This window comes from Pseudoalteromonas sp. SR43-7, assembly GCF_014163785.1.
Lineage (GTDB): Bacteria > Pseudomonadota > Gammaproteobacteria > Enterobacterales > Alteromonadaceae > Pseudoalteromonas > Pseudoalteromonas distincta.
In genome coordinates, this window is the sequence record NZ_JACJDY010000020.1 from 38,904 (window position 1) to 51,379 (window position 12,476).

Genomic DNA, 12,476 nt, shown 5'->3' on the forward strand with positions numbered 1-12,476 from the left:
TAAAGGTTAGGCAAATATGCAAAATGAGTTAGTGTTATTACATGGTTGGGGAATGAATCAGGGCGTATGGCAGTTAGTACAGCCAGAACTTGAGTTTTTATATTCAGGAAATGTACGTAGCCTTGACCTACCTGGGTTTGGTAATAGCGATGTGTGCCCAAGCCCTTATACTTTGCATGATGCAGCAGAAATTTTAAGTAAGCAATTAAAGCCAAAGAGCATTTTAATGGGATGGTCGTTAGGTGGATTATTTGCACTTTATATTGCGAAGCATTGGCCTGAAAAGGTATCTAAAGTTATTTTAATAGCATCGACTCCTTTTTTTGCAGAGGCAGATAATTGGCCTGGAATAAAAGCGAATGTATTGGCGCAGTTTAAAGAGCAATTAGTTAATCATCGAGAAAAAACAATAGAGCGCTTTTTAGCTATTCAAGCAATGGGTAGTGAGTCGGCGCGTGATGATATAAAGCAGCTTAAACAATTACTAAATCAGTACAGCGCACCCCAAAGCGATGCCCTGAGTGCTGGTTTAGATATTTTACAAAACGACGATTTACGTGACTTATTTACTCATTGCCCAGTCCCTATTAGAGGAGTATTTGGCCGCCTTGATGCTTTAGTACCTTATAAAGCTATTAGCAAAATGTCAGCACTAAATGCTGAGTTTGAATATGAAGTACTAGATAAAGCGTCCCATGCACCATTTATTTCTCATAAAAGTGAGCTCTTATCTGTCGTTAAATCAATGCTTTAAAATAGAGCTAAAAATAGCGCTGTTTAAAGCTTTATTTTGAGCAGAACCTGAGCGATAATTAAACAATGTTTATTTGGTGGAGGTTTTAATATGCCAATCGGATCAGTATTTAATAGTGGTATAGAAGGGTTTAACCGAGCTAGCCAAGGTATTGAAAAAGCCAGTGCTGAGATTAACCGTGCCAGTATAGAACAACAAGATGACGCGCAATTAGCGCAGCAACGTCAGCTTACGGCAGCACGCCCTGAAGAAGCGATTACTGCACCAGTAGCACAACCAGCTCGTGTTGATGAAGCGCTTGTTAACTTAAAAGTTGAAGAGTTTAATGCCAAGGCAAATACGCAATCAATTCAAACGGCCGATGATGTACTTGGCACGTTAATCGATATTAAAGTTTAGTATTATGAATATTGTCACGCCATTTCCGTCTATTAATATAAACACCGCAAATGTTTATACGGAAACCGCACGGCGTGACAACCAACTACGCGAAGTTATTCCGGCTCCCGCATCTAGTAGCGCAAGCAACACAGAAACCAAAGCGCAAAGTGATGCTGAAAAAGCAAAATTGCCAGGCAGTAGCGATGGTGCGACGTATAACGCAACGGGAAAAATAGCAGACGAAAAGTCAGTTCAGCAGCGCGATGGAAACCCAGAAAATCCAGAGGGCACTGAGCAAGAAAGTGAAGCAATCGAGAAAAAAGAATCTGAGCAAGAAGAGCTGCAATTAGAACAAGAACAACAACAAATTACAGAGCTAAAAGCACGGGATACTGAAGTACGAATACACGAACAAGCACACGCTTCTGTGGGCGGGCAATATGCTGGCTCGCCAAGCTATGAATATCAACGTGGCCCAGATGGTACTAACTACGCAGTTGGCGGAGAAGTACAAATAGATGTATCAGAAATTCCGGGTGACCCGCAAGCGACTATAGACAAAATGCAAACGGTACGCGCTGCCGCATTAGCGCCTGCAGAGCCTTCGGGAGCTGATCGCTCTATTGCTGCAGATGCTACGCAAAAGCTAGCAGCGGCTCAAGCTGAGCTTGCACAACCTGAAAAAGAAGACGACGAAGACGCAAAAAGTAAACTTGAAGCGTCATTCTCTAGCGATGAAAGCAGCGATACAAAAACAGCTAAAAGTGATGAGCAAACACGTGATGCCGATGTTGAGGCACGGGCGGGGCGTATTGCTAACTTTTATCAAATGGCTACATCGCCAGCGAGCCAAAGTAGTTTTTCAGCGTTAAGTTAATAATTTAGCAAAACATAACCACAAAAAAACCGCTTACGCGGTTTTTTTCGTTTTAGCTTAGTTGTACAAGTATTATTTTTTTACTTTAGCATTAGCGAACGCATCGGCAAATGCATTGCCCATTAACGCATTACCGTTGTCACGTTTAGGCTTTGCAGCGCGAGGTTGCGAATTATTAGCACGTGCATGTGGCTTTTGCGTAGCTGGAGCTGCTGACTTATTACTTGTGTCAATATCGTCATCTAAGCGCATAGTAAAGCTTATGCGTTTACGTGCAGCGTCTACTTCAACAACTTTAACCTTTACAATATCACCAGCTTTAACAACTTCACGCGGATCTGATATAAATTTATTCGTGATTGCTGAAATATGCACTAAACCATCTTGGTGAACACCTACATCAACAAACGCACCAAAATTAGCAACGTTTGAAACCACACCTTCTAAAATCATACCTAGCTTTAGGTCACTAATTTTTTCAACACCGGCTTTAAACTCAGCTGTTTTAAATTCAGGTCGAGGATCTCGACCAGGTTTATCAAGCTCAGTAATAATGTCGGTAACGGTTGGTAAGCCAAACTTTTCGTCAGTGTAATCGTTAGCAGCAAGTTTAGTTAAAAAGTCGCTGTTACCAATTAGGTTACTGACATCTAAGCTATTGCGTTCACAAATGCGTTTAACAACAGGATAAGCTTCAGGGTGTACTGATGAGTTATCTAGTGGATCGCTACCATTGTTAATACGTAAAAAACCAGCCGCTTGTTCAAATGCTTTTGGCCCTAAACGCTCAACCTTTTTAAGCTCACTACGTTTAGTAAATGTGCCGTTAGCATCGCGATAATTAACGATATTTTGCGCTAATGTTTTGTTTAAACCAGATACGCGTGTAAGTAACGGTACCGAGGCCATATTTAAATCTACGCCTACTGAGTTTACACAGTCTTCAACTACTGAAATAAGGCTCTGGCCTAATTGGCTTTGCGATACATCATGTTGGTATTGGCCAACACCAATTGATTTTGGCTCAATTTTAACAAGTTCAGCAAGAGGATCTTGAAGGCGGCGCGCAATAGAGACAGCCCCTCGTATAGAAACATCTAAATCTGGAAATTCATTAGCTGCAAATTCAGAAGCTGAGTAAACCGATGCACCTGCTTCGCTAACCATAATTTTACTAAGTTTAAGTTCGCTGTTTGCTTTGATAAGCTCTGCAACCAACTTATCTGATTCGCGTGATGCAGTACCGTTACCAATCGCAATTAGCTCAACTTTATGCTGACGGCAAAGTTGCTCTAACGTACGCACAGATTTATCCCAATGATTTTGTGGTGCATGAGGGAAAATAGTTTGTGTAGCTAGTAATTTACCTGTGCTATCAACAACGGCAATCTTACAGCCAGTACGTAGGCCTGGATCAAGACCTAAAGTAGTACGAGGGCCTGCAGGTGCAGCCATTAATAAATCTTTTAAGTTTTTAGCAAATACATCGATTGCACCGGCTTCTGCTTTTTCGCGCATTGCTGCAAAAAACTCATTCTCTAGGTGTAACCCTAGCTTAACTTTCCACGCCCATTGAACAACGTTTAATAACCAAGGACTTGCCGCTTTATATTTAATATCTAAACGGTAATGCTCAGCAATCATGTTTGCACATAATTGTGCTGAATTTTCAGCACTAGGTTCAGGGTTTATATTTAACTGAAGTACACCTTCATTTCGGGCTCTAAGCATTGCAAGCGCACGGTGAGAAGGTACTTTTTTAAGAAGTTCTTGATGCTCAAAGTAATCACGGTATTTTGCACCGGCTTGCTCTTGGCCTTTAATTACAGTACTTTCAATTGCGCCATTTTGGCTAATGTGGCTTCTAAATTTAGCAAGTAATTTTGCGTCTTCAGCAAAGCGTTCCATTAAGATGAATTTAGCGCCTTCAAGTACCGCTTTTGTATCTGCAAAACCTTTTTCAGCACTTACAAACTGCTCTGCTTGTTGCTCTGGGTCAAGGTTAGCATCTTTAAATAGTGCATCTGCAAGAGGCTCTAAACCAGCTTCAATTGCTATTTGGCCTTTAGTGCGGCGCTTAGCTTTATATGGTAGGTATAAATCTTCAAGTTCTGTTTTACTTTGTGCATTAGTTATATCGGCACTTAGCTCTGGCGTTAGTTTATTTTGCGATTCGATTGTCGATAAAATAAAACTACGGCGCTCTTCTAGTTCACGTAAATACGATAAACGCTGCTCTAAAAGGCGTAATTGGGTGTCGTCTAGGCCGCCTGTAACTTCTTTTCTGTAGCGGGCAATAAAAGGAACAGTTGCGCCTTCATCAAGTAACTTTGTTGCAGCAACAACCTGTTGCTGCTGTGCGTTTAACTCACCGGCTAAACGTGCAGAGATATCGCTCATGCAAAAACCTTTTTATACAATAAAATAAGACCAGAAGCGTGTTACTGGCGCTGTTAATTGCTTGAATAATATCACAGGAGGTAGTAATGAAAAGCTCTTAAAGCAAGCTATTTTACTTGCTTTAAGATGGTTGGGTCGGGAGCAAATCAATTCAACTAAAAGAGCGCCCTAGTGAGGGTGCTCAATGTTTTCTAATACCTCACTGAAAGAGTGAGCAATAGGTGAGATATGTACAGGAATATGTAATGTTTTAGCTATTTGGCGAGCTGAAATTAAACCACAAATTTCGTTACTCGCTGTTGTAACTAATAAAAACATTGTGCCCTGATGCTCCATCGTTTGCAGCGCATCACCAATGCATGCGTAGCTTAAGCTTTGCATACTTACACCTGTAAGGCGGCTAACTGGTGTCATAATGTCACGTAAGCTTACTTCGCTTCGTTGCATATTTAAGCGCTCTGCAATAATAGTAATTTTAGAGCTTTGTAAATCGGCGCTAGAAACTAGGCCAATTAATTTTTGGTGTTCGTCTGTTACTAAAACAAAGTCAGATTGTTGTGCACTTACTTGTTTAAGCGCATCTGTAATCGTTGTTCCATGCTCTGCACGAATAGGTGTTTTTTGAGTAAAGTTATTCACCATTTTTAGCGCTGGAGAAGATAAATCGATTAATGGTTGATCATCTGCAAATGTGCTAGCAATAACGCCATGAGAAATATTTTGGGTACGTAATTCTTTAAAGTTAGACATAGTAGTCACCTTAGTAGTTATAAAATTTAATTAAGTTGTAAAATAATGAATTAAATTAAATAGCTAGGTGGTCCGCGTTGGTATGCAGTGCTAAAAGGTCTGTTTAGATTAGTGCTCTTATAAAAAGAATCTACGACATTAGGAAGTGGTTGAGGCGACCTATAGGTAATAGTGTTAACGTGAGAGTCCACGTCAAAATCGAGGTTTGCTTGGTCAGGAATATCACAAGTAATAAAGTGATTAGATAGTTTCGCGTTATCAAGGTTTACGTCAGTGTTGCTGGCATGCAGGGTCAAACTTACACTCATTAAAAGTGCAAACAATACGGCATTACTAAATATGCGCTGTACTATGTTTGACATAATCACGACCTTAATTAACTGCTTTCAAATTAAACAAATCAACTTGAATAATTCAGTTATAGCTTATTGCTTTAATTTACACAATCAAAAGTTAACATGATCTGAATCAAAACTTTTTATTTCTTTTTTTGGTAATCGATACTGTTTACATACCACTGCTTTTTTCCCTGAGGAGTGGTCACTTCAAATTCGTCGTCCACTTGTTTTTTAATCAACGCACGCGCCATAGGTGAGTCTATTGATATGTAATCTTTACGGTCGTAAATTTCATCAGGACCTACAATTCTGAACTTTTTAACTTCACCTTCTTCGTTTTCAATTTCAACCCATGCACCAAAAAATACTTTTCCATCTTGCACGGGAGAGTAGTCAATAATTTTTAAATCAGGTATGCGCTTGCGTAAGTAGCGTACCCGGCGGTCAATTTGGCGCAGTAAACGCTTATTATACTGATAGTCTGCGTTCTCAGAGCGATCTCCGAGGCTGGCTGCCCAGCTAACTATTTTTGTTACTTCTGGGCGTTTTACGTTCCATAGTTGATCGTGTTCTTGTTGTAATTGCAAGTAACCTTCGCGGGTAACTAAATTTGTTTTCATGGCCAATTCTTTATTAACTCTAATGGTGTGCACGTTATTAAATTTGCCAAAATTTGTCGAGCGTAAAATTTAATAAAGTACGAGTAAGGAAGCTTTGAAATGTTCAGTAACAATCTAAGCAAGTAATTAGTTTTTGGTTATTAAGTTTTTCATTTATATTAACTAGTAATTGGATATAAAAATAAGAAAGAGATTATGGGACACGAGACCACAAAAGTATTAGTTGTTGATGACGATATGCGCTTACGCAGTTTGCTTGAACGTTACTTAGTAGAGCAAGGCTTTATTGTTAGAACCGCAGGAAACTCGGAGCAAATGGATAGACTCCTAGAGCGTGAAAACTTTCACTTAATGGTTCTCGATTTAATGCTTCCAGGCGAGGATGGTTTATCTATTTGCCGCCGACTACGCCAAAAAGAAAATGAAATTCCTATTGTTATGCTTACTGCAAAGGGCGACGAAGTAGATCGCATTATTGGCCTTGAACTTGGCGCTGACGATTACATTCCAAAACCATTTAATCCACGAGAGCTACTTGCTCGCATAAAAGCCATTTTACGTCGCCGCGCAAAAGAAGTGCCAGGCGCACCTGCTGCTGAAGAAAACTTAATCGCTTTTGGTAAATTTACGCTTAATTTAGCAACGCGCGAAATGAGTGAAGGGGATAAAACAATATCGCTTACCAGTGGTGAGTTTGCAGTGCTTAAAGCGCTTGTTTCGCATCCACGTGAGCCACTTAGTCGCGATAAGCTAATGAACTTAGCGCGTGGCCGCGATTACAGTGCGCTTGAGCGAAGCATTGATGTGCAAGTATCGCGGCTTCGCCGCATGATCGAAGTAGATGCTGCCAATCCACGATATATTCAAACCGTTTGGGGTTTGGGGTATGTGTTTGTTCCCGACGGTGAAAAGTAATATTTATGGGCATGTTTCCGCGCAGTGCTTTTGGACAAACTGTTTTTTTAGTGGCGGCTCTGCTGCTCATAAATCAAATAGTGTCTTATGTTACGGTTAGTTTTTATGTTGTAAAACCAACCATTGAGCAAGTTAACTTGATGCTTGCTAAGCAAATTAAAACAGTATTCATTGACTGGGAAGATGGCGTTGAAATAAACGACGAAGTATCTGCGAAGTTTTTTGAAATCACTGGCATTGAGGTCATGACTCAGCGCGAAGCAATGCGTCAAGGACTTGGGCAAAGCCGCGAATATTCTATGCTATCGCGTAGCATGACTGAGCAACTTGGTGGTTATTCTCGTGTACGTATTAGCCAAACTGATCCATTGATTTATTGGGTTGAAGCACCGCAAGCGCCAGGTTATTGGGTAAAAGTGCCGCTTAAAGGCTTTAAAGAGAATAACTTAGAGTTTTTAACTTTTTACTTATCAAGTATTGGCTTTTTAAGTGTGCTGGGTGGGTGGTTGTTTGCAAGGCACCTTAATAGGCCATTAAAAGCACTGCAACAAGCTGCAGTGAAAGTGGGTAAAGGCGATTTTTCTACCAAATTAGAAGAAGAAGGCTCAACAGAAGTAATAGAAGTAACGCGTGCGTTTAATCAAATGTCACGCGGAATTGCCGCACTTGAAAACGACCGCCGTTTACTAATGGCTGGTGTATCGCATGATTTACGTACGCCGCTTACGCGTATCCGTTTAGCCACCGAAATGATGGTTGATGAAGACGACTATCTTCGTGAAGGTATTATTTACGATATAGAAGATATGAACGGGATTATCGATCAGTTTATTGAGTATTTACGCCACCATAAACGTGAAGAACTAAGTTGTGAAGATATAAATGCTTTAGTTGCCGAGGTTGTTAATTCTGAGCTTCAGCATCAACGTACTATTACGTTTAAAAGTAATCCAAATATAGGCAATATACCCTTAAGCTCTGTGGCTATTAAACGTGTAATTACCAACATGATTGGTAATGCGCTGCGTTATTCTGAGGGCGATGTTGAAGTACTTAGTTACTTTAATTCAAACAAAAAATATGTAGTTATCGCTGTAAACGATAGTGGTCCTGGGATCCCTGAAAACGAATTAGAGTCTGTGTTTGAGCCCTTTAAGCAAGGCGATGCTGCACGTGGCAGTGAAGGTAGTGGCTTAGGCCTTGCCATTATTAAACGCATTGTTGATATGCACGACGGTAAAGTAAAACTAGAAAACCGCCCAGAAGGCGGTTTAAGTGCACAAGTATATTTGCCAATCAAGGTATTAACCCCTGCACAATAAATACAGGGGTTTTATTGTATTAAAGTGCTTTAAAGCGAATAGCGGTACCGCCACTGGTGGCCAGTTTAAGCGTTAGTTTATCGTTTGCAGTTACAATTCGTTTTTCGATAGCTATATCGTACGGATTGTTTTTCCACTCTGCGTTTTTACCATCTTTATAAATTTGCGCTTCAAACTTTTTGCCCTGCTCTAAAAAGTCGAGTTTCACCTCAATTGTTCTGGCTTTCTCGTCAGTAACAGCACCTAGGTACCAATCGTTTCCTGAGTATTTAGTGCTTTTACGTTCTTTACGAGCGAATACAATAAAGTCGCCTACTTCACCATCAATAGCAATACTTTGCTGCCAATCTGTTGGTACGTCCTGAATGAATTGAAACGCATCGGGCTTAGCCAAATAGTTTTTAGGTAAGTCGGCAGCCATTTGAATTGGGCTATACAAAACAACATAAAGTGCGAGTTGTTTGGCAAGTGTAGTTTGTGGGCGGTTTGTATCGCCTCCTAAACCATTAAAGCTCATATCAAAAATACCTGGCGTAAAGTCCATTGGTCCTGCAAGCATGCGGGTAAAAGCAAGCATTGGTACATGCTCTGGTGGATTAGGTGGTGAACCCCATGCATTGTATTCTTGTCCGCGTGCGCCTTCGCGCGCAATCCAGTTTGGATAAGTACGGCGCAGGCCTGTATCTTTAATTGGCTCGTGAGTATTAATGCTAATTTTATGTTTAGCTGCAAGTTTTACATTATAAAGGTATTCGTTAACCATAAACTGGCCGTCATGCCATTCGTGGCGAGCAATACCGTTTTTGTCTATACGTTTTATATTTCCGCCATCGGCTACATAACCTGTTTTTACTTGGCTGACGTTTGATTTTTCGTAAAGTGTAAAGGCATCTTCCATTTGGTCTCGGTAGTTGCTTACATTGCCTGATGTTTCGTGATGGCCAATGAGCTGTACGCCTTTTTCTTTGCCGTATTGAGTCAGTGCTGCTATATCAAAATCATCGTACGGTTTGGTAAAGTTAAATACATCGCCATTAAAGTACCAATCGCCATCCCAGCCAATATTCCAGCCTTCAACGAGTACGCCATCAAAACCATACTGCGCTGCAAAATCCATATAGTATTTTGTGGTTTGCGTAGTGGCACCGTGTTTTTTACCGCTACCCCAAGTTTGCGTGTTTATATGCATACCCCACCAAATACCGACGTATTTGCCAGGTTTAACCCACGACACGTCACCGAGTTTATTAGGCTCGTTTAGGTTTAGTATTATATCTGAATTAACTAAGCCAACAGCGCTGTCGGCTATTTGAATGGTGCGCCATGGTGTTTTAAAAGCGCCTTGCTTTTTAACGGCAATACCATCTGACCAAGGGGTTAAGTCGGCTGTAAATGTGCCTGGACGGCGCTGATTAAGCACCATACCCGCGTAATCAACAAGAGCGGCTTCATGAATACTAATATGAGTACCGTCACTTGTTTTAAACGTAAATGGTGTGTGGGCTAGTGGAGCTTCGTTAAGCGCGGTGGTGTTATAAACATATTCGTAGCGGTTCCAGCCACGAGCAGGTATCCACCATGCTGTTGCATCATGGCTATTGTTTATTGCAAATTCAGTTAACTCTTTAGTTATTTCTGTATGTTCGAAGCCGGTTTGTTGTGGCACTTCGTATCTAAAACCTACACCACTATCAAATGCTTTAAATCGAATGGTGTAGGTGCCTTTATTTGGCTCGTTTTTTGTAAAGGTAACGGCTACTTCGTTATATTCGTCAACAACGTTTTGGCGTTCGCCCCAAGGTTGTTGCCACTGCGAGTTAACGCTTTGTTGTTCAATGCTTTTAATTTTAAAGCCATCGCTAAAAGCTGCTTGTGTTTTAAATTCAAACCCCAGTAAAGATTTGTTTATAACCGCTTTGTTTTTAAATTTTATGGCGTAGCTTGGCGTGTTGTTTTCGTCTGAGATGCTTACTGTTATTTGTGTGTCTGGCGATTTTAGCTCTACAGTTTGTCCGTAGCTATTACTAGCAAAGGCTAAAAGCACAAGTGCAGGGATTCTCATGGTGTGTCCTTAGATGAGTCGGTGGTGACATTTAAGGATAATGACTGTTGATGATTAATACGACTGCCTACATACGTATTCAATGTTTTAAAAAATAGAAAGAATTTAGTGGTTTAATCGGTCTATAATGTAAACAAATTGATAATAGCGACAAGAAAATGATAAAAAGCTTACTTTGTGTATTTTTACTAAGTGTTAGTACTGGAGTTTTTGCAGCAAATATAACAATTAAAAATGCTAATAATGGCCCATTACCTAATGCTGTTGTGTGGCTAACTGCAGGAGATTCCTCTGGCGTTATTCCTCCAGAAGCACCTTATGCGATGACCCAGCAAAATCGAGAATTTAAGCCGCGTATTTTAGTTGTCCCACAAAATGCAAAGGTAGAGTTTCCGAATGCGGACTCAATCATGCATCATGTTTATTCATTTTCTAAAGCTAAAACATTTGAATTAAAGCTATATAAGGAGCACCCAAAAGCCCCCATTACTTTTGATCAAACAGGGGTTGTTGAGCTTGGCTGTAATATTCATGATTGGATGTTAGGTTATATTGTGGTGGTCGATAGTACTATTTTTGCAATCACTGATGAAAACGGGAATGTTGATTTAAATGCCAATGTAGGCGAATACACGTTAAGTGTTTGGCATTCTGGGTTTAGTGATATTAGTAAGGTTGAATCTCAAACTATTACTGTGGCTACTAACCCGATCACTTATAAAGTAAAGCAGGAAATTGCGGAGCAAATTGACTTTGCTACGGATGAATTTGATGACTATTAATCGTTTAACGAGGCTGATATTTTTAGCCGGTGCTTTATGTTTTAGTAATGCATTGTATGCACAAGTAAAAGGCTTGATACAAATTAGAGCCGTGCAGGGTGACGATACACGTAGCTTCCAAGAGGGCGGCCTTGGGCTATATCGGCACGATACTAAAAGCGACGAACTTATTTTATCCCAAGGTATTTTAGATTTTAATGTTGATTTAGCATCTAGTTGGTCGGCTCATGGGGTGTTAAATGCGAATCAAGATCCTGGCGTTGGCCTTGGTTTTACGCAAGCTTATATAAAGTATCAGCCGCTATCTAACAGCAACTATAAATGGCATGTGCGTGTAGGGGGTTTTTATCCACTTATGTCACTTGAAAACCCTGATATAGGGTGGACTTCTCCTTATAACTATACAAACTCAGCTATTAATAGCTGGATTGGCGAGGAAGTACGCACTGTTGGCGCAGAGGTAACTATTAAGCGCCCAGCAAAACGTTTTAACAGCGCTCATAGCTTTAGTTTTGTAGGTGCTACATTTAAAGGCAATGACCCTGCCGGTACTTTACTTGCTTGGCGTGGTTTTGCATTACACGATAGGCAAACTACATTTAACGAAAGTATTAAATTTGCGCCTGTAGCGGCATTAAATGCGTATGAATTACGTTGGCAAGCTAACCAGGTTTTACCGTTTGAAGAAGTAGACGGGCGTTTTGGCTATTACGCTGGCGTACATTGGGATTACTTAAAAAAATCACAATTTCGAATTTATTATTACAACAATAACGGTGACCCAACCACGCTTAATATTAGTACAGGGCAGTATGCTTGGGATACTCGCTTTACAAGCGCCGCTTGGCTTTATAAGTTTAATAGTAAAACCCGCTTTATAGCACAGGTACTTAATGGTAAAACCGAAATGGGCGCTAATGCTTTAATAGATAATGCCTTTTACAGCCATTATTTAATGCTCAGCCATAAAGAAGGCAAGCATCGAGTTTCTGTACGCTACGATTACTTTAAAGTGACAGATAACGACACTACTGCGTTTGATCCTAATGCAAGCAATGGGGAAGGCTTAACCGCAACATGGCGCTACCAGCTCACTAATAAACTACAAATAGGGGTTGAAGGTTCTGCACTTAAAAGTGTTGCAAAAAATAGAGAGCCAATTGGATTTAATGAACGAATCTCGCAGCAGCAAATAATGCTAAACGCTCAATGGCGATTTTAGGTTTTATAAACTAGATTTATTATCAAAAAGGTAGGTATTAAATATGTTTTTTT

The 12,476-nt window shown here is 40.4% G+C and carries 12 protein-coding genes; 7 read left to right on the forward strand and 5 right to left on the reverse strand.

What is annotated here, in order from left to right:
* Positions 1-16 precede the first annotated feature (16 nt).
* From bioH to H5087_RS14965, 3 genes are all read left to right on the forward strand, one after another.
* Positions 17-754: a pimeloyl-ACP methyl ester esterase BioH gene (gene bioH, locus H5087_RS14955; protein ID WP_182672570.1), complete on the forward strand. Its 738-nt coding sequence runs from the start codon at positions 17-19 to the stop codon at positions 752-754.
* A 90-nt stretch (positions 755-844) separates the two neighbouring features.
* A complete protein-coding gene (locus H5087_RS14960; RefSeq protein ID WP_002959563.1) occupies positions 845-1,153 on the forward strand; it encodes a hypothetical protein in 309 nt (102 codons plus the stop codon).
* 4 nt (positions 1,154-1,157) lie between these two features.
* Entirely contained in the window at positions 1,158-2,012 is an 855-nt protein-coding gene (locus H5087_RS14965) for a putative metalloprotease CJM1_0395 family protein (protein WP_024596112.1), read from the forward strand.
* Positions 2,013-2,084: 72 nt separating this feature from the next.
* On the opposite strand, the gene H5087_RS14970 is transcribed toward H5087_RS14965, so the two are convergent.
* The 4 genes from H5087_RS14970 to greB form a co-directional block, all read right to left on the reverse strand.
* The gene (locus H5087_RS14970; RefSeq protein WP_182672571.1) at positions 2,085-4,412 is read right to left on the reverse strand and encodes a Tex family protein; all 2,328 of its coding nucleotides are present in this window, start codon (positions 4,410-4,412) and stop codon (positions 2,085-2,087) included.
* A gap of 168 nt (positions 4,413-4,580) precedes the next feature.
* On the reverse strand, positions 4,581-5,162 hold the full coding sequence (locus tag H5087_RS14975; RefSeq protein WP_024595749.1) for a CBS domain-containing protein: 582 nt from the start codon (positions 5,160-5,162) through the stop codon (positions 4,581-4,583).
* A 50-nt stretch (positions 5,163-5,212) separates the two neighbouring features.
* Positions 5,213-5,524, reverse strand: a complete 312-nt coding sequence (locus H5087_RS14980; RefSeq protein WP_024595748.1) for a hypothetical protein — start codon at positions 5,522-5,524, stop codon at positions 5,213-5,215.
* 116 nt (positions 5,525-5,640) lie between these two features.
* Positions 5,641-6,120: a transcription elongation factor GreB gene (greB, locus tag H5087_RS14985; protein ID WP_002959554.1), complete on the reverse strand. Its 480-nt coding sequence runs from the start codon at positions 6,118-6,120 to the stop codon at positions 5,641-5,643.
* 195 nt (positions 6,121-6,315) lie between these two features.
* On the opposite strand from greB, the gene ompR reads away from it, so the two are divergent.
* A complete protein-coding gene (gene ompR / locus H5087_RS14990; RefSeq protein ID WP_002959552.1) occupies positions 6,316-7,035 on the forward strand; it encodes a two-component system response regulator OmpR in 720 nt (239 codons plus the stop codon).
* A gap of 5 nt (positions 7,036-7,040) precedes the next feature.
* Positions 7,041-8,357 (forward strand): two-component system sensor histidine kinase EnvZ, encoded by a 1,317-nt coding sequence (gene envZ, locus H5087_RS14995; RefSeq protein WP_182672572.1) that lies wholly within the window; start codon positions 7,041-7,043, stop codon positions 8,355-8,357.
* Positions 8,358-8,376: 19 nt separating this feature from the next.
* Here the strand turns inward: envZ and H5087_RS15000 are convergent, their stop codons facing one another.
* Positions 8,377-10,419, reverse strand: a complete 2,043-nt coding sequence (locus tag H5087_RS15000; RefSeq protein ID WP_182672573.1) for a glycoside hydrolase family 97 protein — start codon at positions 10,417-10,419, stop codon at positions 8,377-8,379.
* Positions 10,420-10,577: 158 nt separating this feature from the next.
* Here H5087_RS15000 and H5087_RS15005 point away from each other — a divergent pair, with 158 nt between their 5' ends.
* Entirely contained in the window at positions 10,578-11,201 is a 624-nt protein-coding gene (locus H5087_RS15005; protein WP_182672574.1) for a methylamine utilization protein, read from the forward strand.
* Positions 11,191-12,423, forward strand: a complete 1,233-nt coding sequence (locus H5087_RS15010) for a hypothetical protein (protein WP_182672575.1) — start codon at positions 11,191-11,193, stop codon at positions 12,421-12,423. The genes H5087_RS15005 and H5087_RS15010 overlap by 11 nt, the downstream gene beginning before the upstream one ends.
* Positions 12,424-12,476: the final 53 nt, after the last annotated feature.